The following is a 21,916-nucleotide window of genomic DNA, read 5'->3' as shown; positions in this document are numbered from 1 at the left end:
CGACTGTCCGGTCGAAATGGGGGCCGCTCCAACCTTGCAGCGCCAAGGCTGAAAAAAGCGAAGCCATCTCTTAAAGACTATGGACGGAAGGTTGACGCTCGGTTAACGTTTGATCGTTGTTTTTTCTATCAAGCCATACCAAATCATTCTTGCATTCATCTGTCGTACTGCTGCGGTATTTTTTATTTTATTTGAAAGTAATAATGGAACTTTCTAGCGTAATACATTAATATGATACGATAATAAAATAAAATTAACGCGGTCTTGCAGGGTTTGTTTCGGTGAATCGAAAATATATTTATTCGAAGCTCGTGCTGGTTAGCGTAGTGGCGATGCTGGCCTCAGCATGTGGGCCATCCAGGTCATCGGTGGAGGCACTGCGGTCCACACCAATCTCGTCAAATGATGACTTTGCCGAACGCATACGCCGCATAGCCGATCTGGGTAGCATATTGGAGCCACAGCAGGCACTCGACCTTCTTCGCCTACGAGTGAAGAACCGTGAGCAGACCGACGATTGGACAGCTATATTGGTCGGCCTGGATCCGGATTGGCCAAGCCGCAGTGCACGTTCGATCATCGATTTTCAGTCCGCACCCCAGATCAACCGAATCATGTCGGGCTACCCATCCATTGAGATTTCCATTTCTCTTTCGGAAACGACGATTTGTATTACACCGACGGAGATGGTGCGATTGTTTGGGCGCGCGTACGAGAACAGAGATCCACGTCATTTTCGACAGGTCCTGCCACCGGGCTGGCCAATGAATAATGTCGATTACAAATTTAACTGGACACTACCAGGAAAATTTACATTTGCGTTTCTCCCTGGGGCACCTTGCGCGGCTTCACTGAGAATATTTCAAAATCGCTGAAATCGATAACACTCCCAATCTCTCAAGAGACACTCACAATGACAACGGTACTCACGCCAGAACTGCGTATATTTCAAAGTATAAGACTAGAGCTTAGCCCAATACAATTTCAGACTTTCTTCGAGATCGCGAACTCGACGCCGGCGCTAAGAGATTCTTTGCTGGGCGCTCAGAATAACGGAGCACAAATTAGATTCAACGATACCCTAACTTTATACGATCCTACCACAGATGTTATTTCAATGAATAGATCGGATTTTTTGACTAATTTTCGACCTTACTATTTCGCCGCCGTATTGGCGCAGGAGGCAAATCACGCTTGGGCAAAGCCCTTGCTGATTGCGGCGGCAGAAATTTTGCCGCAACAGGGATACTCAGGATTTGCAGTTTCCATGGATCGTAAGTTTCTGGTTGAAGGAGCTGGCTCCTTTGCGGAGGGTGTCGCTGTACGTCAGTTGCTAATTTTGGCCCAATCTCGGGGTGCAGCAGAAGAATTAAATGCTTTGTATGAGTTGGGAAGTCTTTTGTTTAACGAAAGAATGGGACGGCGAGAGGCGCTTGCCATCTCAAATGCGGAAATTCTTGGCGTAAATGTTAATCCATCCAACGTTACTTCTAGCAATAGTCCGAATTTTGAGGCTGTCCAGTCACTAAGATTGCAAAATGGACTTGCGGTCATCGGTGGCGAACCGCCGCCGCCAGGGCTTACAAGCGCATACACGTATGGCTTGCAGTCAGCCCTCTATTATGCTCAAGGTTTAGCAGTACAATCTCCGGCCGGACCCCAATATAATGTTCCATATACGTTTCCACATCCTAATGGTATAGACAGTTATACAGTAACATACTTGCCTGGTGTTGGCCCACCACCGACTTGGCAGAATCTTCTTACTCTCGTTGTTGATCGATTTTTGGGGGTGACACCTTTCGTCGAAAACTCGGCTTCGGCCGCGGTGGAACGCGGCGCCACACTTGCGGTAGGCAACGGGCCCCGTGCGCCGTCACAAAGCGACGTCGTTGCAGCCGCGGGAGACGGACCCCTTCAAATTTCAACGGAAGGGGATGGTGCTCAAGTCGTTCGCTTCATGGGCAACGATCAGAAAGATCGGGCGGATGTTGGATTTCGTGTCAATGACGACGGCAGTTTCGACGATCGGGTATGGCTTGAGAAGGAGGGCATACACGTCGCGGTGCTAAAGTTCGAAGGTACCGGCGAGGGTCGCGAACTGAAAGGCGTTGTTCAACACAATGTCGAGATCTCGCTTGAAGACATAGGCGGCACCTTCGGAAGTGCACTTGGACGTGCGCTTGGCGGAAACGATCCCGTTAGACAGGTCGCATATGGGTCGATTGCCGAGCTGACGCTGCGGCATCTGGCGACGACGGCTGCCGGCCAACCTTTATCGCCATCTCTAATTCAAACGCTTGATTTTCAGAGCGGCGAGTCTGCTCTGACAAAAGCGGCAGGCCAGTCTTTCGAGGATCTACTTGGATCAGAGCTGTTCGGGACTGTGAGAGGGCAGATATTCGGCGTAATCAGCGCGGCCTTCATGGCTGAGCTTGCAGATTTTCTGGACCTGGGTGACTTTGAGCTGATCGTGCAATCGCTTGGAACATCAATAACGAATAAAGTACTTCAGAACGCGGCGACTATGGCTGGTATGAACGGGCCTGCCGTGAATGTCGGTCTCTTAAACGGCGTAAATAATGTTTTTATATTTGAGGCAGTTGCAAGTGCCGGTGGTTCGTTTCTGGGGGGTCTTTTGGCGTCTCAGGTTGTTTTGCCTGACACGACCGAGGCGGCGATCGTGTCTGCGGCGTTCTCGGCAGTTGGAGCCTATGTAGGTAGCATTCTCGGTTCTGCTGGAGGGCCTGTCGGTACATTTGCCGGTGCTTTTGCTGGCGCGTTTATCTTCCAAGTTCTTGGCTCGGTGCTCGGCAATCTTGGGTTCGGGGCCGATGATGATAGTGAAGCCTACTACAATATTATTGTTGACGAAACCGCAGGTATCGTACGAACAGAATTGTTCTACAACGTTGACGGCGGCGATTACGAACTTGCTCGGACGATGGCCGATCTGACGCGCGATGCCGTCAACAGCATTCTCAATTTTATGGACTCGAGAATAGATCCGGCGGGTATGTCGGGCGAAAAGATTGGAACCTCCATTGATTATCTTGGACAACCTTTAGACCCCGATGGGGGGTCGATTGGTAAAGTGAAAATAGGGTGGGGTGTCGAAAGTGACGACTCGGTCACCATGGGCATAGATACCTTCAATATTTCCTATACATATTCAGTTAATAAGGAGCAGGCAATCAAGGAGGTTGTCGCTCACGCGGCAGATCAAATACTTTCGCAGCTCGACGTCAGCGACGGAAATGTATTTTTAGAGCGAGCATTTTACGCATCGCGTGATGATGGGCTTCTGCAACTTTCTACCGACTTGGAGATTGCCAAAAACTATATTTCCTACACTGAGAATTCGGCACTGATAAATCATCTAATGCTGGCCGAAACAAGCTCGTCCTTTTCGCTTGGGTGGCTCTCTGTCCTCGCTCGCGCGCAGGAGCTCGATTTGAACAAAGCCGGGCGGGCTGATTTTCGCGATGGCCTGCCTGGTTTCCTCGCCGGCCTTGACCTTTCCTCGTTCGACGTGTCGTCCGAAGGAGATCCGACCTTAGGCGACGTATCGATTTCGCCTTCCGGCGATGGAATAATCGTGGATATCGCGCTCCGAGCTACGAACAGGGTGCCTGACCGAATTTACCATCTGTATGGCGGCCAGGCGATGGAAGTAACCTTGCCCGACGGCTCGCATGTCCTGCGGTTCATGCTGGACGCTGCGACGATGGCACGCGGCGGGTTCATGCGGAGTTTCGACGGCTACGCATCCAACGACGCCGGCGCCACCTCGGGCGGGTCCGAAGGGAACATCTGGCAGGTTCGCCCCCAGGAGGCTGGCGAGGCCAGTCAGAACCTTTGGATCGGCGACACGCTGAAGCCACAGAACGAATACAGGGACAACCATGAATTCTGGCTCGGTGTCACATCGAAGCCCGGCCAGAGCGATCTCCTGATCGGTGCGTCTAACAAGGATTCGATTTTCGGAGGCGCCGGTCGAGACTGGATCGAAGGCGGTGCTGGGGACGACGCGATCTATGGCCAAACCGGCGACGACATCATCGTGGGGGGCACCGGCAACGACTATATGTTCGGGGATGATTCCACCGGACAGACAGTGAATGGCTTGTGGGTGGAGGATCTCTACGTCGCACCCCGAGGCGCCGACCTTTTCATCTTTGGCGAGGGCTCTGGTCATGATCGAATTCGTGACTTCGACCAGGGCCTGGACAAGATTCTCTTCGGAATGGAAGGAATGCGTTCGTTCGTCGACATACAGGCGCATTTCCGCTGGATCGACCCGGCCAACCCCAACAACGAAAGTGTCAATCCCTACCTCGATGCCAACGGCGCTAACATCAGTCTGAACGCGACCAAGATCGTCATCGACCCCAACACCACAATCAGGATCGACGGCATACGACCCGATCAGTGGATTAGCACTGATTTCCAGACCCGCCCGGCGCCGACTGTGTCGGTGGGAAACATCACCGTGGCAGAAGGCACGGCGCCGCCTTTGGCCGATGGTTTTTTCCGCACGAGTGGCAACCAGATCGTCGATGTTGCGGGAAATCCCTTTCGCATCTCAGCCGTGAACTGGTTTGGCTTTGAGACACCGGACATGGTGCCTCACGGCCTGTATGAGCGGGATTGGCGCGGCATGATGGACCAAATGAAGGCCGTCGGCTTCAACACCATCAGGCTCCCATTCTCCTCGGCCATGCTTGATCCAGATGCCAGGCCGACAGGAGGCACCACCGGGGGCATCAACCTGCATCTAAACGACGACTTGCTCGTGAGCGGAAAATTCGACTGGCGCATCCCGATCGACCAGCAGCTGGCCATCACCTCGCTCGAGATTATGGATCGAATCATTGACTACGCGGGCAAGATTGGGCTCCGGATCATCCTGGATCACCACCGCAGCGACGCTGGCCACAGCGCCAACGAAAATGGCCTTTGGTACACGGCTACCCACACCGAGGCCGAGTGGGTCGCAGACTGGCAAATGCTGGCCAAGCGTTACGCCGGCAATCCTGCGGTCATCGGCGCGGACCTTCACAACGAGCCGCATGGAAAGCCAGATGTCCTGTACAACGCCTTGCATGCAGACGACGCGAATTTCGTGCCGAACCCCACACCCAACCCAGCCACATGGGGGAGCGGCGATGTTGCGACAGATTGGCGCCTTGCGGCCGAAAAAGCCGGAAACGCGATTGGCGTCGTCAATCCGGACTGGCTGATTTTTGTTGAGGGCGTTGAAATCTTCGGCAGTGTGGACCCCGCCCTACTGACCTCGAACCAAGCCATCATTCAGGCCTATAGCGACAAGGGCTATTGGTGGGGAGGCAATCTGGGCGGCGTGGCGGACCACCCCGTACGACTGAACGTGCCGAACAAGCTCGTCTATTCCGCCCATGATTATCCGAGCTCCGTCTATGCCCAAACCTGGTTTTCGAATCCGAGCTACCCTGACAACCTTCCTGCTAAGTTCCGTGAAAATTGGGGCTTCATCTTCGAGAACGGGTTGGCACCGATCTTCATCGGCGAAATAGGCACGCATCTCCAGGATCCGAAGGATATCGGATGGCTGGAAACGATGATGGCCTACCTTGAGGGCGACCTCGATTCCAATGGCACGCGCGATATCGCGCAGGGCAGTGTCGGCCCTGGCTTCGGCTGGTGGGCGTGGAACCCGTTCTCCGGCGACACGGGAGGCATCCTCAAGGATGATTGGCGCCAGGTCGAAACGGAGAAGCTCGAATATCTCAAAAACGTCCTTTCATTTAACCACGTGCCCGTCGGGGGCTCGACGGTAGCGACGTTCACCGTTCAGCTTTCCAGCCCGGCCACTGAAATTGTTACTATGCATTATCGTACTGCGCCCCGCGCCATCCGCGAGGTCGGCGCTGCCGTGTCGGGTGGCGATTTTACGAGCATTGCTGGAACGCTGACATTTCAGCCTGGAGAACAAAGCAAGCAACTCCACATCGCTATCTCGCGGGATTCTCTGTTGGAAGGCAATGAAGACTTCCTTCTGGTCCTCAGCGACGCGAAGAACGCGATCATCAATACGCCCACGCAGATGCTAACTGCGAGCGCTACGATCATCGATGATGATGCGGCCACGCAGCCCAATGCTCCGAACGTTGTACTTGGCGACAGTGCTGCCAACACTCTGCAGGGCATCGATCGCCACAACGCCATGTATGGCGGCGGGGGCAATGATCTGCTCGTCGGCCATCAGCAGGACGACATGCTGGCGGGCGATGCCGATAACGATGTGCTTCGTGGCGAAGCGGGCAACGACATGCTTTTCGGCGACACCGGCGATGACACGCTGATAGGTGGCCAGGGTGCGGATTTCTTATATGGCGGCCTGGGGGCCCATGACACAGCAAGTTACGTCGGATCGACGAATGGTGTTGTCGTAAATTTGGCCAATCGGGGGGCGCAGTCGAGTGGCGACGCTCAAGGCGACGTCCTAGTCGGAATCGAGGATCTGGTGGGTTCGGGGTTCGGCGACGTTCTCTCGGGCGATTCCTTGTCGAACCGACTGTCCGGTGAAGCTGGGAACGACACCCTCAATGGTGGGGATGGCGATGACATTCTCGTAGGCGGTGCCGGTGGTGATCAGCTTACGGGCGGGGCAGGTGTGGACACCGCGTCCTACGATACGGCCGCCGCGGGCGTCGTGGCATCTCTCGCGTCGAATGTCGCAAACACCGGCGAGGCGCTGGGCGACACCTATTCTCTCATCGAAAACCTTCGCGGTTCGGCTTTCGTCGATACGCTGACTGGTGACGGTCTCGCCAATCGCCTCGAAGGCCTAGCCGGCGACGATGTCCTGATCGGCGGCGCTGGTGCCGACACGCTCGATGGCGGCAGTGGTTCGTTTGACTTCGCCTCCTATGAGACAGCGACGAGCGGTGTGACGGCATCCCTGCTGTCACCGAGCGGCAATACCGGCGACGCTGCTGGCGACGTCTATATCGGCATCGAGAATCTGCGCGGCTCCGCCTACGGCGACTTCCTGTATGGCGGTGCCGGCTTCAATCGCCTTGAAGGCGGCAACGGCGACGACACGCTTGCTGGCGGGGCCGGCGGGGATCAAGCCAATGGCGGTGCTGGGATTGACACCCTGTCCTACGAGACAGCGGCTGCTGGCTTAGTGGCCTCCCTCGCCACCAATGCGAGCAACACTGGCGACGCTGCGGGCGATGTCTTTTCCTTCATGGAGAACCTGCGCGGCAGTGCTTTCGCCGATACGTTGAGCGGCGATGCAGCCAGCAACGTTTTGGAGGGCTTGGCTGGCGCTGACTCACTCGCTGGCGCCGATGGCAATGACACCCTGATCGGCGGCGCCGGCGCCGACACCCTCAACGGCGGCGCGGGGACAGACACCGCGTCCTACGATACGGCCGCCGCGGGCGTCGTGGCGTCTCTCGCGTCGAATGTCGCAAACACCGGCGAGGCGCTGGGCGACACCTATTCTCTCATCGAAAACCTTCGCGGTTCGGCTTTCGTCGATACGCTGACTGGTGACGGTCTCGCCAATCGCCTCGAAGGTCTAGCCGGCGACGATGTCCTGATCGGCGGGGTGGGCGCAGACACGCTCGATGGCGGCAGTGGTGGGTTTGACTTCGCCTCCTACGAGACGGCGACGAGCGGTGTGACGGCATCCCTGCTGTCACCGAGCGGCAATACCGGCGACGCTGCTGGCGACGTCTATATCGGCATCGAGAATCTGCGCGGCTCCGCCTACGGCGACTTCCTGTATGGCGGTGCCGGCTTCAATCGCCTTGAAGGCGGCAACGGCGACGACACGCTTGCTGGCGGGGCCGGCGGGGATCAAGCCAATGGCGGTGCTGGGATCGACACCCTGTCCTACGAGACAGCGGCTGCTGGCTTAGTGGCCTCCCTCGCCACCAATGTGAGCAACACTGGCGACGCTGCGGGCGATGTCTTTTCCTTCATGGAGAACCTGCGCGGCAGTGCTTTCGCCGATACATTGAGCGGCGATGCAGCCAGCAACGTTTTGGAGGGCTTGGCTGGCGCTGACTCACTCGCTGGCGCCGATGGCAATGACACCCTGATCGGCGGCGCCGGCGCCGACACCCTCAACGGCGGCGCGGGGACAGACACCGCGTCCTACGATACGGCCGCCGCGGGCGTCGTGGCATCTCTCGCGTCGAATGTCGCTAACACGGGCGAGGCGCTGGGTGATACCTACTCCCTCATAGAGAATCTGCGCGGCACTGCTTTTGCCGACACATTGAGCGGCGATGCAGCCAACAACGTCTTGGAGGGCTTGGCTGGCGCTGACTCACTCGCTGGCGCCGATGGCAACGACACCCTGATCGGCGGCGCCGGCGCCGACACCCTTAACGGTGGTGCAGGAATGGATGTCTTTCGATACGAAATCATGTCAGACAGTGGGGCAATCATCCGTGATACCATTCTGGATTTCAGCAAGGTGCAAACAGATCGCATTGATCTGACATCTATTGATGCAAACGAGACGGTTGCCGGTGATCAGGCCTTCAATTTTGTGGGAAGTGCTGCATTCGTGAATGATGGCGTGGCTCGCGTGAGATATTTTCAGAGTGGTGCAGACACGATCGTTGAGGCTGATTTGGGGGATGGCGTAACGGACTTCCAGCTGCAGGTGAATGGCGTTATCGCGTTCGTGGCGGGCGACTTTATTTTGTAGAAAATATCGTATTGCGGTTCAGAGCAATCACATTAGAGCCTATTCTTAACAATATCGGATTAGGTTTGATCATTTTAGGTTGATGCGTATCCGAAGTTGACGAGATAGTTTGCCCGTTACTTTGGTGGGAGCGTATCGAGCAGGGGGCCGATGCTTTTCTAGACCTGCTCGATCGATCTTGCATCCGATTTCCTGAGCAGCGCCTTGAGTTTTGCAATGGCCTGCTCGATGTGATGGGGTTCCGGGCTGAAGGGCGGCAGGAAGATCAACCGCGCGCCGACGGCTCGGATAATTGTATGAAGCCCGACTGAGTAACCGCCTCGGTATTCGCTTAAAAGGGCATTTCTTAGATTACGAGCCTCGGCGCTTAAGCATTGCGCGGAAGCGCCCTTGGAAAGATTATTTTGGCTGCACCCATGATGTAGGCGCACGATTACTAAGGTATATGTTGTGGAATCTGATAAATCGTTTCGGTAAAGTGATATACTATTATATATATGACCGTATATTCATAATAATAATGCCTAATATGGCCTTAATTGAGGTCTAAGAGAGAGTATAATTATAGTATTGATGTGTTTGCCACCTCCCACACGCCGCGCTAGCCAGTTTGCCGTTGGCAACACTGGACAGGCGGGAGCAGGCGATGAGCGGTCATGGCACGAGGACAATGAACTACAGGTCCGTGGACAGCCTGAAGCCCGCAAAGCGCAATCCACGCATCCATAGCCGCAAGCAAGTCCGCCAGATCGCGGACTCGATCAAGCGCTTCGGCTTCACCAATCCGGTGCTGATTGATGACGATGGCGGCATCGTCGCTGGTCACGGCCGGGTCGCCGCGGCGAAGCTGCTCGGGCTCGATGTCGTGCCGGTGGTGGCCCTGGGCGACCTGACCGCCAAGGAGCGGCAAGCCTACGCCCTGGCCGACAACAAACTGGCCCTCAATGCCGGCTGGGACCAGGAGCTGCTGGCCGTCGAGTTCCGAGAACTGATCGATGCGGGCTTCGAGTTGGAGTTGACCGGCTTCAGCCTGGCTGAGGTAGATTTCACACTTGATCTGGCCAGCCAGAATCGCCCTGGCAAAGACGATCCCGTGGCCGACCAGATTCCCACCACACCGGAGCATGCGGTCTCCCGGCCTGGCGACCTATGGCGCCTGGGTCGCCATCAGCTGCTCTGCGGCGATGCTCGGGATGCGTCGCACCTCGACCGCCTGATGCAGGGCAGGGAGGTCGGCCTCGTCTTCACCGACCCGCCCTACAACGTCCCCATCGACGGCCACGTCAGCGGCCTGGGACGTGTACGCCATCGAGAGTTCGCCATGGGGGTGGGCGAGATGGCGGAGGAGGAGTTCAGTCGGTTCCTGGCCTCCGCCCTGGCCAATATGGCCGGGCATTGCCGCGACGGCGCCATCCTCTACGTCTGCATGGACTGGCGGCACCTGCAGGAGCTATCGGTCGCGGGCCGACAAAGTGGTCTGGAGCTGAAGAACCTCCGCGTTTGGAACAAGACTAACGGCGGCATGGGCAGCTTCTATCGCTCGAAGCATGAGCTCATTTTTGTCTTTAAGCATGGCGCGGCACCGCATGTGAACAGCTTCGGTCTCGGCGACACGGGCCGCTACCGCACGAACGTCTGGGACTATCCCGGCATCAGCAGCATCGGGCCGGGTCGCGCGTCGGAGCAGGCCATGCATCCGACCGTCAAGCCCGTGGCTCTGGTGGCGGATGCGATCCGCGACTGTTCGCGTCGCGGCGACAGTGTGCTCGACCCCTTTGCGGGGTCTGGCACAACGCTGATCGCGGCACAGATGACGGGTCGTGTCGCGCATCTCATCGAGTATGATCCAGCCTACTGCGACACCATCATCCGGCGCTTCGAGGGCTATACGGGCAAGGAGGCGGTCCTCGCGGATGGATCTGAGACCTTCGAGGCTGTCTCCGCCAGCCGGTTGAGTGCCCCATTGTCGCGGAGTGAGCCATGAGCGCCGGCCAGGACGATCCTGAGGGGCAGGCCGTGGGCTACGGCCGGCCGCCGAAGGCAGGTCAGTTTCGTAAGGGCCAATCCGGAAATCCGCGTGGGCGTCCGCCAAAGGTCGCAGCACGCACGGAGCTTGTTCCCGCCCGCTACCCTACACGCGAAGCGCTGCGTGCTGAGGCGGCTCGACTCATCGCGGTGACCGATGCCTCCGGGCGCCAAACAATTTCAATCAGGGAGGCGGTCATCCGGTCCCTCTCCCTGGCCGCAATGCGCGGTGGGATATTGGCGCAACGGACCATGCTGCAGCTAGCCAGCGACGAGGATGCACGATTCCACGAGGAGCGGAGGGAGAGCTTCAAGTTTTGGGAGGACTATCAGACAAACGCCAGGGCAAAGATCGAGGCCGCGCGTAAGGCGGGTGAGGCCGAGGTGGAGTTCCTTCCGCATCCTGACGACATCGAGCTCGATGTTTGGAGTCTCGAAGTGCGGATCCTGGGCGCCCATAATGAGCAGGGACGTGCGACAGAGAAGACAGCTGAGGCACTTCAGGACCTCGGCTACGAAATGATGATATACACCGACGAGGACAACTGCCTGCCGGACAAGCAGGGCAGAGGGGGGCAGCTAGGACTTTACTTAGCGCTCCACCTTCTGGGGCACTTCAGTTTGCCGCCGCGTCTCCGTCGATCGGGAGCATCGTACGAGAAACACCTCCAAGCTATCTCGGCGCAGGGGACAAAGGCCTGGGGCGACGACCTCGAACGCCGCTGCAGCGGCGCACAAGTTCCCTTCATTCGCTGGCCAGAAAAACTGAAGCTACCGACTATCCCCTTATCGAAGCTCAGGATCAAATAGGTTGACGATACGGGTGTTCACAAGCGGCCGCCGCTGCGACCGCGTGCCTAGTGTCCTGAATCTGAAGTTCGCTATAGGCGCGATTCGCGCGGTTCTGCCACCGTTGCGGAGTTGGTCTGTGACGGATGGCGAGGATGGCGGTCAGTCGGCTCCCTGATCTTGGATTGAGCGAAGCTGAACGGGGTGAGTTGGCTTCGTTGTCCGGAAGGCGACGGACGGCGCAGGCCCTGGCGGTGCGGGCGCGGATTATTCTGGCCTGTGCCGATGGCCTGCAGAACAAGGACGTCGCGGCCCGGCTCGATCTCGACCCGATGACGGTGAGCAAATGGCGGCGACGCTTCCTGGAACATCGGCTGGATGGGTTGCTGGACGCGCCTCGGTCCGGTGCACCACGCTCGATCGACGACGCCCGCATCGAGGCAACCATCATTCGCACGCTGGAGAGCCTGCCCGCGGATGCCACGCACTGGAGTTCGCGCGGCATGGCGCGCGCGAGCGGACTGTCGGTCTCGAGCGTGCAACGCATCTGGCGGGCCTTTGGCCTGCAACCGCATCGGCTGGAGACCTTCAAGCTCTCAACCGATCCAGACTTTGTGGCCAAGGTCCGAGACGTGGTCGGCCTGTACATGGCCCCGCCTGAGCGGGCGGTGGTGCTGTGTGTCGACGAAAAATCCCAGATCCAGGCGCTGGACCGCAGCCAACCGATGCTGCCGCTGCGCCCCGGCCAACCGGCGCGGCGCAGCCACGACTACAAGCGCCACGGCACCACCAGCCTGTTCGCCGCATTGGATGTCGCAACCGGCCGGGTGATCGGCAAATGCTATCCGCGCCACCGTGCGGCCGAGTTCCGCAAGTTTCTCGACGAGATCGAGACAGCGGTGCCGCGCGACCTCGACGTCCATCTGGTGATGGACAACTACGCCACCCACAAGACCAAGCTGATCCGCGACTGGCTGGCGCAGCGGCCACGCTGGCATGTCCACCTGACCCCGACTTCGGCCAGTTGGATCAACCAGGTCGAGAGGTTTTTCGCCTTGCTGACCGACAAGCAGATCAGGCGTGGCGTCCATCGCTCGGTCGCTGCCTTGAAGGACGCCATCCACGCGTTCCTGGACCAGCACAATGCCAGCCCGAAGCCGTTCCGCTGGACCAAATCCGCCAACGACATCCTCGCCAGCATCGAGCGCTTTTGTCTGCGCAACAGACCGCTGCCGGCATGACAATCAATCAGGCGAACTTCTGGTTCGGGACACTAGAGCATTTTCCGATCATGCTGGGTCGTAGCCTGCGGCGGCGAAGTAGTTGGCGCATTCGGTTGGATTGAAGGTGTCGATGATCCTGCCGATGGTGGACCATAGTCCGTCGATGGTTCGCTCGGCGGCCTTGCGCAGCATGGCTTTCAGCTTGGCGAAGGCGTTCTCGATTGGGTTGAAGTCGGGGCTGTAGGGCGGCAGGTAGATCAGGCTCGCGCCGGCAGCCTCGATGGAGGCACGGATGCCTGGCCGCTTGTGGCTGCTAAGATTGTCCATGACGACGATGTCGCCAGGCAGCAGGTCTGGGACCAGCACCTGGTCGACATAGGCCTGGAAGGCGATGCCGTTGATCGGCCCGTCGAGCACCATCGGCGCCACCATCCCGGAGTTGCGCAGGCCGGCGACGAACGTCGTTGTCTTCCAGTGGCCGTGCGGGATGGCGGCACGCAGTCGCTCGCCGCGCGGTGCCCGGCCGCGGGTGCGAGCCATGTTCGTCGATGCCCAGGTCTCGTCGATGAACACCAGGCGGTCGGGGTCGAGATCCAACTGCCCCTCGAACCATTCCCAGCGCCGCGTCAGGATGTCGGGGCGCTGTTGCTCTGCCGCGTGCGCCGACTTTTTTTCAGCGTGATCCGCCGCCGCGCGAAGAACCGCCACAGCGTCGCGATGCCAACCGGCACGCCAGCCTCGGCCAGTTCCACGCGCAGCTCGCTCAGCGTGATGTCTGGCGTCCGCTCCAGCAGACCGAGGATCAGCGGCGCATGCGCCTCGACCCGCCCCGAGCGGCGATCCCCGCCAAGTGGCCCCGGCGCCACCGAGCCCACCGCGCGCTTCAAGGACGCCCAGCGGATCGCGCTCGAGATGCCGACGCCGAAGCGTGAAGCAGCTGCCCGGCACGAGGACCCTGCCTCGATCGCCGCGACTACACGCTCCCGAAGATCCACCGACAACGCTCTCGACATGCCTGTCGGGCCCCCTCTCCGACAGGAAGCTTGAATCAGATCAGATCCGCGTCGGGGAAGCACTTTCGCGATTCAATCAGGTCGGAGGCCGCTCTAGCAGGCCACAGACGAGCATCTGGGTTGCTGCTTTCCTGGACGGTTCTGGCGGGGCTTGCGGGATGGTGCTGGAACTGCGCTGCCGGAGGGCATATGTTCCGGGCCAAGGCTGTTGTGGATGAGCACGGCTGTGTTGTTGGCGGCCTGAAAGAGCTGGTAGCCCGGCGTCAGCACGACGATTGACAGCACATAGCCGACAACGCCGATCGTATTCGGCACGAGGGCCAAGAGGGCCAAAGGGAACGCTCCAACCGTCAGCAGGATGAGACCGATGGCAAGTACGCGACGGCTCCCCCAGAGATCGACGAGCCGACCGGACGGAACCCCGCAGAAGATTGAAATCGCCGGGCCGACCGCCACGATAAAGCCGACATGCCTCGCCTCCAGGCCAAGAGCGCGGCTGAGAGAAAAGGGGCCGACCACCAGCGTCGCCATCATGACGGCGGCAACCAGTATGTTGACGACAAGAGTCGGCGCGAGGTGCCTCCCCATCACCGACCACAGGCTTACCGACATGGACCTCTCCTTACCGGATCGCCTGACAGCATGGAGAGAGCGAGGACCAGCGCGAGCGCTGCCAGCGGCACCTGCACCCAGAAGATACCTCGCCAACCGGCCAACGGGATCAGGACCCCGCCGAGTGACGGGCCAAGTGCCGTTCCGAGCGCCGACATGGTGCTGAGCAGAACCATGGCTCGCCCGACACGCGCATCGTTAGTGTTCTGGCGCATAAGCGCCATGGCGAGCGTCATCAGGAACGCCGCGCCGATGCCACGAGCACCTACCAACTACCCACTGACGATCCTATTCCATGCTCTTGGGGGCGTCACAAATAATAGTCTTCCCTCCACGGATCGCTCCTCCATCAGTTACCGCCCTTGTCGCCGCCCCGGCTGTGATCCAAGATGACAAGATCGGGTAGCCGGTGCTCAAAGACATCGAACGGATGCATGCCGTCCGCAACAACCGCATCAATCATCGCCTCGCGCTCAGGGTCGCTGCGCCAGTGGCCCTGCGGAAATTCGAGCAGCGGGCTCACCGTGACGGCCTCATAGGCAACGCTCAGCGAACCGAGCTGAAACTCGATCATCTTGGTAACCAGCGCCTCATCGGCATGTTCGGGGTAGGTCCGCAGCACATGCTGGATCAGAGCTAGGTCGCCATCGGAACGCCGTAGAAGCCGCTCGAGCGTGCGAAAATTGATCACCTTAGTGCTCTCGGCACCAAAGAACATGCCGGCATTGTCGGAGGTGATGATCAGGTGCTCGATTCCGACGACAAAGCCCTTGAAGTGCGGATGGCCTTCCTTCGGCAGCATCCGCGAGAGAAAACGCATGCCGTCCTCGGTTTGGATGAAGCGCTTCAGCACCTCCACCTGCCGGAAGGCCTTGGACACGCTATCCTTGTTGAGCACCTTGAGCTGATCCTTCGCCCAGCGCGGCGGCACTGGGCATTTCAGTTCGCACACGAACATCATATAGCCGAGCGTCGGCTCGACCGAGATTACAAGCAGGTCGATATCCGGCAACGTCGCGTCGAATTCGCGCAGCGACACTTCGCTGTGGCAGATGAAGCCCTCCGCCTCCCACGCCGACTTGACGCGTCGCACGAACGCGCTGCCGATCTCGTTGCTGGCTTGCTCGAGGAAGGTGTTTGGACGCCGCTGGGCGATGACGCGCAGCACGTTCACCAGTCCCTCCGCGATCGCGAAATGATGCGGCCGCATGACAATCCTGCCATCCGGTTCCCCCTCCCGCATCAGCGAGAAATAGCTCGCATCGACCCGTCCTGCCGTTGCGTCGCGGTCGTACACCATGTCCTTCAGGATCTTGCGCGTGGTATCAGGGCTGATGCCCAGATCCTCCTCGATCCCGTGGAGCAGATCTGTTTCCGGCATGTAGACGGCGCCGACCGCGTCCTGCGCGCGCGCAAAATAGCGGTGGTAGAGCGCCTTCATCAGCAGCATTCGGTAGACGCTCAGGAACTGCTCGTAGGTGTATCCACCCAGATCGATCTGGCTGTCGGGCGATATCAGGGAAAAATAGGCAGCGAGCTTGAGATCAGCCTCTCCGCGCATCAGCGGCTCGGCCGTTTCCAGATTGGACGTGACTACGCCCTCCGGCTCATCCTTGAGCAGGCGCAGAATCTCTTCCGAGTGGTTGAAGTCGCGGAAGTGATGCTTCGACCCGAGCAACTGATCATTGTGGATCGTGAAAAACTGCCGCGGGATCGATTTGTCCGCGAACCGAATCTCGACCCGTCCGTTCTGAAACGACCAAATCATCGCGCCGGCAACATTGTACGAGTAATATAGGTACTCGCGAATCATGTAGAAATGCGACGCGAAGACGAGGTCCTCCATCATCTGTCTCTGGTCGGTCTCGCGTTCGATATCCGACGCGGCACCGTCCTCGCCCGAAACGAAGCGGTCCGCGAGTATCGAATAGCCGCGATCAATGTAGCCCACCTCATCGATACCCTTCTTGAAGGCGCCGATCTCGTGAAGCTCCGACGCGAGTCGGAGCGCGCTGGTGCCTGACCAGCCTCGCGTTGGAAGCGCGTCAAGCGCCGCATCCAGCTGGCGCTCGAAATCCTGCACCTGCTTTCTCAGTTCCCGGTCCATCATCGCCCAGCTTCGTGTTGGTCGCGCGCTAGGTTTACATGCACGCAGTCATGAAGGTCCCGCACTTCAGGTCCCGGGCGGTGACATGCCGAGCCCTTCGTAGATGCCCTTTAACTTGGCCCAAGCCGCATCGAGCATGGGCTTTGCGGCGTCACGGCTATAGCTGTAGTCATCGTTGGTCGCGTTTGTGCGAACAACGAGACACCACTCGCTCTTCGCAATGGCGTGTGAGCTATTCCTCCGGCATTTGCGCTGGCGCTGTGCCTGCTCAATCTTCACGTCGATCAGAATGTCCCTGACTTTAGCCATCCTTCTTCCCCTTCAGGGCGTCGCGCACACTGTCTCCCAGCATGTCAAGCGCAGCCAGTGCGTCCTCGTTGTCGCCTGCGTCAGGCGCCTTACGGCTCCCAGATTTGATCCCGAGATGTTCGTTGATCGCCTTGTTCAGCAGCGACGTGACGGCAGCCCGGTTATCACGCCCTGCGACGGTCTTATCGCGCTGGCCGACTTCTCGGCCGGCGGGCGAGAGTTTCAGATCCTTGAGAATGCGGGCGACGCCGGAACCCGTGCGTTCGGAGAGCCGCTTGCGCGCGCCAACCCGCCGCGCCTGCGGCTGCACCGGAAGGTCGCCCGCACTGCTGACTTGGGACAGCTCTTCCTGCTTTCGGCGCAGCGTCTCCCTGAGCTTGTCCTTCGCGATGACGTCGCGCAGGCGCAGGCCCGCGCCGATCTCATGGTCCAACATCTCTTCCAGAACGCGATCATCTTCTGGATCAAGGAACGACCGATTGATGAACGAGCCGACGATCTCGTTATCGACCAACATCCCGATGTCGAAGCGACGAGGCTCTCCCGATCCGTCGCCATCGCCATTCTCGTCACCGGCCTCCAGCCACTTCTTGACCATCGCCTGGTCATCGAAATCGAGTTCGCGGAAATCGTCCCAATGGGCGTCGGTGTTCAAGCCCACATGGGAGACCACGAAGGCGTGGTTGTCCGGGTGATCGGGCTTCGCCTCATGGACGACGCGCATCACGCGCCCGACGAACTGGATGTAAGGCGACAAGCTTGCGAACGGCCGGAAGATGGCCGCGACGCTCAGGGGCGGATGATCGAAGCCTTCGCCGAGCATCTGCACCTGCACGATGCAATCGAGCTTGCCGCTGCGCAGATCGGCAAGAACCGCGTCCTGCTTGTCTCGATCCATCTCACCGTAGATTTCGGCGGCCTTCAGGCCCCGCTCTTCATACAGCCCGCGCACCTGGCGGGCATGGTCGACTGAACAGGCGACGGCGATGATCTGGTGGCGGAAACCGCTGCGCTCACGCAGCTCCTGGAGGTATTTGATGCTGGCGTCGACGATGTGGCGATTGCACTCCGGCGCCAACGCGACACCACGTCGAAACCATGCATGTTCCCGCAAGGCCATCACCTCCTCCAAGGTGTGCCGTTTCGTATCGTCGCGGTAGGTGAAGGACAGCTCTGACGGCGCGACGTTCCGGGAGTGGATTTGCTTGATGTACCCCTTCACCATCGCCCGGGTGAAGGGGTAGCGATAGATCACTTTGCCGACTGGCCGCGTTCCGTCACCCCGGAACGGCGTCGCCGTCAAGCTGACGACCTTGGCGTTCGGAAAACGATCGAAGACCTTCGCCCAGCTCGGGGCCACGTTGTGGTGGCCCTCGTCGATCATGATCACGTCGAAATAGTTCGGTGGAAACTGCGGGAGCCAGCGATCGGCCGAGCTGGCCAATTGGTGGATGTTGGTCACGACGAACTGGCTCGCGTTGCAGTCGTGGAGATTGGCGTCGACGCCATCCAAGACAACCCGGAATGGCCCCGCCGAAAAATCGTGGAGCGCCCCCGTTCTCCGCCAGAAATTCTTCGGGTTGCTGATGTCGAGCGACTCCGCGACGCCCGACCGGATCGTCAAATTCGGTGTGATGACGAGCGCGCGGCCTTTGGCGACGCCGAAGGGCAATGTCGCAATGACGCCGGTCTTTCCGCACCCGACAGGAATCTGCAGGATCACCGGCTCGTTCGAGGCTTCGAAGTGGGTCCGTACTGCGCGGTGGGCGCCCTGCTGCGGCTCGCGGATCTTGGGGTTCGCCTCAATGTCCGCGGTAAGGGTCTGAAACATGTGGTCTGGCTCGTCGGCGGCCTGTTCAGCTCGCCGATACTCGAGCCGGAAGGGTTCAAGATCGGGTCGCCGATAGAAGCGATAGCCGCTTCCTGGACGACGCACCGGCTTGAGCTTGTTGGAGGCATCCCACCGTCGAAGCGTGTCCTTCGAGACACCGACATACTCGGCGGCCTCGGCAAGGGTTAGGAAATCAGGGGCATCATTCTTTGACATTCAGCAACCTTATGCAAAAGTATGCATTCAGTCAAGCCTCTAAGCAACCTTCTCGCGCACTTGGGAGCTTCGGATGCTATCAATGACGCTGCCATGAAGCTCTTGCGCCCATACAATATTTTGTATAACTCTATCGTGGCCCCGCAGGCGGCGTTCCGGAGGAGCCTGCAAGGAACACTTTTCGTCATGCAGGTTCAGGTTCGAAAGCTCGAAGGCAGTTGGGATCTCGGTCACGCGCTTCACAAGCATACGCTGTCGAGCGTCTACCTAGGCGACGACGAATACGGCCACCCTCGATTTGACACGACGCGCTCAGAGCCCGGCGAGGCGTTATACCAGCTTAAATATCGAGCCGATTGGAATCAGGTGCAGCCGCTCGCAGCGCAAGTGCAGCAATCCTTGCTGCCGTTGTTCGGCAAGATCGGCCTGATTATCCCGATGCCCGCCTCAACGGTGCGTGCGCGCCAGCCAGTCAATGAGATCGCCAACGAACTCGGCAAACTGACGAAAACGCCAGTGTTCGACGACATCATCGTCAAGGCGCCCACGCCCGAAGGCAGCTCGCAGCTCAAGAACCTGCACGGCCGCGAGGCGAAGGACGCCGCATTGGAGGGACGGTTCAGCATCAACCCGTCCATCACCAACGAAGGGTGCTGGAACGCGCTTGTCCTTGACGATCTCTTTGACACGGGCGCCACGATGGACGCCGTCTGCAAAACGCTGCGCACGTACAAGAAGATCAACCACGTCTACGCCGCTTCGATCACATGGAAGTAATGCCATGACCACTGTCTTCATCGCCGGATCAATCTCCATCAACCGCCTACATGAGAAGGTGGCGGATAGGATCAACAAGATCGTGTCTTCAGACTTCAACGTCGTGGTCGGAGACGCCGATGGCACCGATACCTCAATTCAGGAATGCCTCCAGCGGTACCAAGCCGGAAAGGTGACCGTGTATTGCACCGGGGACTCGCCCCGGAACAATGTCGCAGAATGGCCGGTCCACAGGGTCGTCTCGAACGCGAAGGCGGGCACACGCGCCTATTTTACCGCCAAAGACCTGGAGATGGCGCGCCACAGCGACTATGGCCTCATGGTCTGGGATTGCAAAAGCACCGGCACGCTCAGCAATGTCATCGAGCTTGTTCGAGAAAAGAAGAAGTCCGTGGTCTTCGTGAACAAGAACAAGGATTTTGTCACCATATCGGACAAGGACGGCTTGGAGCGCCTTGTCGCCTTCATGTCGGATCATGCTCGTGCAAAGGCAGAAGAGAAGATTGGCCTCACCGCGAAGATCGCCAACATCGCCCACGAACAATTCTCGCTGGACATCGGTGCGAACAGCGAATTGTCAACAAGCCCGGTGAAGGATCTGGAGCCGTCAGCACCAGCCGAGGCGAGCCCGGAGCAGACCGAGAGCGTAAAGTTACGCGCGGCGCTCATAACGGCGCTCAAAGAGCATATTTCCCGCGCGCATCTCAGCCAGTCTCAAGCGGCCAAAGTCTTTGGGGTGACCCAGCCGCGGATCTCAGACCTTACGCGTGGTAAGGTCGACCTGTTCGGCCTCGACGCCTTGGTTAACATGGCCGCTACGGCGGGCTTGCGCGTGGAGATGCACGTTCGCGAACCTCGCGTCACTGTCGGCTGACACTTTTCGAGTCGGTTAGTAAGCTAATCTGGGTGCCTCTGGGTGTACCCCTCCGGTGACGGCCGCCTTCCATCGCGTGCCTGGGCCTGTCTTCTGATCTTACGGGCGTTCTTTGGAGCGCCGTTAAGATCGGGGGCGGGTTGGAGCATGTGTTCAGACCGGAGAGATGCTTGACGGGTGTTCGGAGACATCCCTGACGGGTCCGATTATCGTTTCTGGCCCGGTGATGTCCACCTCACCCAGCCTGAAGCGCATGAAGTGCAGGCTCAGCACGCCATCCCGCCCCGTCGCACGCAGCGCGATGTCCAGCCCGGCGAAGGCCTGCGACAGCCCGACCATCCTGCCATGCAGCTTGAAGCAGCCATTCGGCCGCACCCGGCGCACCAGGTCGGTCTGGTAGTAGTCGGGCGTCGGCAGCACCTCGGGAAAGCCCTGGCTGCTGGGCCGGTAGCGGCTCGCCGGCACGTCCATGCCCAGCGCCTCATGCGGGCGCTGTTCGTTGTAGACTGGCCGCCAGGCGTTGAACGCCGCCTGGCAGTCGTCCAGGTGTACCCATCCGGCGAGGGCCGCCTACCGCGATTTGGCTGAGCCTGTCTTTTGCTCTTACGGGCGTTCTTTCGAGCGCCGTTAAGGGCGGAGGCTGGGTTTCGGGATGGAGATCATCACGGGCGTCGAGCGACGGCGCCGCTGGCGGGCTGAGGAGAAACTGCGGATCCTGGCCGAGTTGGACGAACCCGGTGCCATGTTCAACGAGGTGGCGCGTCGGAACGATGTCAGCCGTGGCTTGCTGTGGCAGTGGCGCGACGCGCGGCGGCGCGGCAGGCTTGCGGCAGATGTCGCGACCTTCGTCCCGCTGCGCGTGGTGCCGGAGTTGGCGGGACCGGCATCACCGACGACTTGCACCGATCCTGACAGAGAGCCGGACGAGCGCATCGAGATCATGCTTGCCGACGGCACCATGGTGCGCGTGACGGACCGGATCAGCACCATGGCCCTGCGTCGCATCCTGGCAGCACTGCGCGGATGATCCCGGTCCCTTCCGGCGTGCGGGTCTGGTTGGCGGTTGGCCACACCGACATGCGCCGCGGCATGAACGGCCTGGCGCTACAGGTGCAGCAGGCCCTTGGGCGCGATCCCCATGCCGGCGATCTCTACGTATTCCGGGGACGCCGCGGCGATCTGCTGAAAATCGTCTGGCATGACGGCCTCGGCATGTCGCTCTACGCCAAGAGGCTGGAACGCGGCCGGTTCATCTGGCCCTCGCCGGCGGACGGATCGGTCGCGATCTCGGGCGCGCAGCTGGCCTATATGCTCGACGGAATCGACTGGCGAAATCCGCAACGGACATGGCGGCCGGAAGTCGCAGGATAGATCAGCGCCGCGACGAATTCCGACTACCTGCCGCGGGCGGTCTGTGATTCCATCCT

General features: G+C 59.4%; 14 protein-coding genes and 2 pseudogenes. 8 read left to right on the top strand and 8 right to left on the bottom strand.

From position 1 onward, the window contains the following. The first annotated feature begins 913 nt into the window (after positions 1-913). On the top strand, positions 914-8,713 hold the full coding sequence (locus tag ACQW02_RS12570; protein ID WP_431285578.1) for a cellulase family glycosylhydrolase: 7,800 nt from the start codon (positions 914-916) through the stop codon (positions 8,711-8,713). Between the two features lie 173 nt (positions 8,714-8,886). Here the strand turns inward: ACQW02_RS12570 and ACQW02_RS12565 are convergent. Beyond that, positions 8,887-8,997: pseudogene (locus tag ACQW02_RS12565) on the bottom strand (IS630 family transposase); the annotation flags it as partial. A 401-nt stretch (positions 8,998-9,398) separates the two neighbouring features. Here ACQW02_RS12565 and ACQW02_RS12560 point away from each other — a divergent pair. The 3 genes from ACQW02_RS12560 (at position 9,399) to ACQW02_RS12550 (ending at position 12,768) form a co-directional block, all read left to right on the top strand. Further along, positions 9,399-10,697, top strand: a complete 1,299-nt coding sequence (locus ACQW02_RS12560) for a site-specific DNA-methyltransferase (protein WP_431285577.1) — start codon at positions 9,399-9,401, stop codon at positions 10,695-10,697. Then, positions 10,694-11,548, top strand: a complete 855-nt coding sequence (locus ACQW02_RS12555) for a DUF5681 domain-containing protein (protein WP_431285576.1) — start codon at positions 10,694-10,696, stop codon at positions 11,546-11,548. The genes ACQW02_RS12560 and ACQW02_RS12555 overlap by 4 nt, the downstream gene beginning before the upstream one ends. A 125-nt stretch (positions 11,549-11,673) precedes the next feature. Beyond that, positions 11,674-12,768, top strand: coding sequence for an IS630 family transposase (locus ACQW02_RS12550; RefSeq protein ID WP_431285575.1), 1,095 nt, complete (start codon positions 11,674-11,676; stop codon positions 12,766-12,768). Between the two features lie 48 nt (positions 12,769-12,816). Here ACQW02_RS12550 and ACQW02_RS12545 read toward each other — a convergent pair whose 3' ends face one another. The 5 genes from ACQW02_RS12545 to ACQW02_RS12525 all read right to left on the bottom strand — a co-directional run bounded on the left by ACQW02_RS12545 (position 12,817) and on the right by ACQW02_RS12525 (position 18,838). Further along, a complete protein-coding gene (locus ACQW02_RS12545) occupies positions 12,817-13,698 on the bottom strand; it encodes an IS630 family transposase (RefSeq protein ID WP_431285574.1) in 882 nt (293 codons plus the stop codon). 158 nt (positions 13,699-13,856) lie between these two features. Further along, the gene (locus ACQW02_RS12540; RefSeq protein WP_431285573.1) at positions 13,857-14,375 is read right to left on the bottom strand and encodes a hypothetical protein; all 519 of its coding nucleotides are present in this window, start codon (positions 14,373-14,375) and stop codon (positions 13,857-13,859) included. Next, entirely contained in the window at positions 14,366-14,647 is a 282-nt protein-coding gene (locus tag ACQW02_RS12535; protein WP_431285572.1) for an MFS transporter, read from the bottom strand. Before ACQW02_RS12535 ends, ACQW02_RS12540 begins: the two co-directional genes overlap by 10 nt. A 77-nt stretch (positions 14,648-14,724) precedes the next feature. Continuing rightward, positions 14,725-16,485 (bottom strand): hypothetical protein, encoded by a 1,761-nt coding sequence (locus tag ACQW02_RS12530; RefSeq protein WP_431285571.1) that lies wholly within the window; start codon positions 16,483-16,485, stop codon positions 14,725-14,727. A gap of 298 nt (positions 16,486-16,783) precedes the next feature. Then, positions 16,784-18,838, bottom strand: coding sequence for a DEAD/DEAH box helicase (locus ACQW02_RS12525; RefSeq protein WP_431285570.1), 2,055 nt, complete (start codon positions 18,836-18,838; stop codon positions 16,784-16,786). 93 nt (positions 18,839-18,931) lie between these two features. Here ACQW02_RS12525 and ACQW02_RS12520 point away from each other — a divergent pair, with 93 nt between their 5' ends. Further along, positions 18,932-19,615 (top strand): ComF family protein, encoded by a 684-nt coding sequence (locus ACQW02_RS12520; RefSeq protein WP_431285569.1) that lies wholly within the window; start codon positions 18,932-18,934, stop codon positions 19,613-19,615. 4 nt (positions 19,616-19,619) lie between these two features. Beyond that, entirely contained in the window at positions 19,620-20,489 is an 870-nt protein-coding gene (locus tag ACQW02_RS12515) for a helix-turn-helix domain-containing protein (RefSeq protein ID WP_431285568.1), read from the top strand. Positions 20,490-20,642: 153 nt separating this feature from the next. Here ACQW02_RS12515 and ACQW02_RS12510 read toward each other — a convergent pair whose 3' ends face one another. Both ACQW02_RS12510 and ACQW02_RS12505 read right to left on the bottom strand, forming a co-directional pair. Further along, the gene (locus tag ACQW02_RS12510) at positions 20,643-20,960 is read right to left on the bottom strand and encodes a hypothetical protein (RefSeq protein WP_431285567.1); all 318 of its coding nucleotides are present in this window, start codon (positions 20,958-20,960) and stop codon (positions 20,643-20,645) included. A gap of 30 nt (positions 20,961-20,990) precedes the next feature. Continuing rightward, positions 20,991-21,035 (bottom strand): annotated as a pseudogene (locus tag ACQW02_RS12505) (hypothetical protein); the annotation flags it as partial. Between the two features lie 106 nt (positions 21,036-21,141). Between ACQW02_RS12505 and tnpA the strand changes: the two are divergent. Continuing rightward, positions 21,142-21,516 (top strand): IS66-like element accessory protein TnpA, encoded by a 375-nt coding sequence (tnpA, locus tag ACQW02_RS12500; RefSeq protein ID WP_431282953.1) that lies wholly within the window; start codon positions 21,142-21,144, stop codon positions 21,514-21,516. Further along, on the top strand, positions 21,513-21,860 hold the full coding sequence (gene tnpB, locus ACQW02_RS12495) for an IS66 family insertion sequence element accessory protein TnpB (protein ID WP_431282954.1): 348 nt from the start codon (positions 21,513-21,515) through the stop codon (positions 21,858-21,860). Before tnpA ends, tnpB begins: the two co-directional genes overlap by 4 nt. The last annotated feature ends 56 nt before the right edge of the window (positions 21,861-21,916 follow it).

This window comes from Humitalea sp. 24SJ18S-53 (genome assembly GCF_050632385.1).
GTDB lineage: Bacteria > Pseudomonadota > Alphaproteobacteria > Acetobacterales > Acetobacteraceae > Humitalea.
This window is presented reverse-complemented; position numbering and strand designations above follow the sequence as displayed.

Coding starts and splice junctions, on each gene's coding strand:
- ACQW02_RS12570 (WP_431285578.1), top strand. CDS start 914: ATGACAACGGTACTCACGCCAGAACTGCGTATATTTCAAAGTATAAGA.
- ACQW02_RS12555 (WP_431285576.1), top strand. CDS start 10,694: ATGAGCGCCGGCCAGGACGATCCTGAGGGGCAGGCCGTGGGCTACGGC.
- ACQW02_RS12550 (WP_431285575.1), top strand. CDS start 11,674: ATGGCGAGGATGGCGGTCAGTCGGCTCCCTGATCTTGGATTGAGCGAA.
- ACQW02_RS12540 (WP_431285573.1), bottom strand. CDS start 14,375: ATGTCGGTAAGCCTGTGGTCGGTGATGGGGAGGCACCTCGCGCCGACT.
- ACQW02_RS12530 (WP_431285571.1), bottom strand. CDS start 16,485: ATGATGGACCGGGAACTGAGAAAGCAGGTGCAGGATTTCGAGCGCCAG.
- ACQW02_RS12525 (WP_431285570.1), bottom strand. CDS start 18,838: ATGTCAAAGAATGATGCCCCTGATTTCCTAACCCTTGCCGAGGCCGCC.
- ACQW02_RS12520 (WP_431285569.1), top strand. CDS start 18,932: ATGAAGCTCTTGCGCCCATACAATATTTTGTATAACTCTATCGTGGCC.
- ACQW02_RS12515 (WP_431285568.1), top strand. CDS start 19,620: ATGACCACTGTCTTCATCGCCGGATCAATCTCCATCAACCGCCTACAT.
- ACQW02_RS12510 (WP_431285567.1), bottom strand. CDS start 20,960: ATGGACGTGCCGGCGAGCCGCTACCGGCCCAGCAGCCAGGGCTTTCCC.
- tnpA (WP_431282953.1), top strand. CDS start 21,142: ATGGAGATCATCACGGGCGTCGAGCGACGGCGCCGCTGGCGGGCTGAG.
- tnpB (WP_431282954.1), top strand. CDS start 21,513: ATGATCCCGGTCCCTTCCGGCGTGCGGGTCTGGTTGGCGGTTGGCCAC.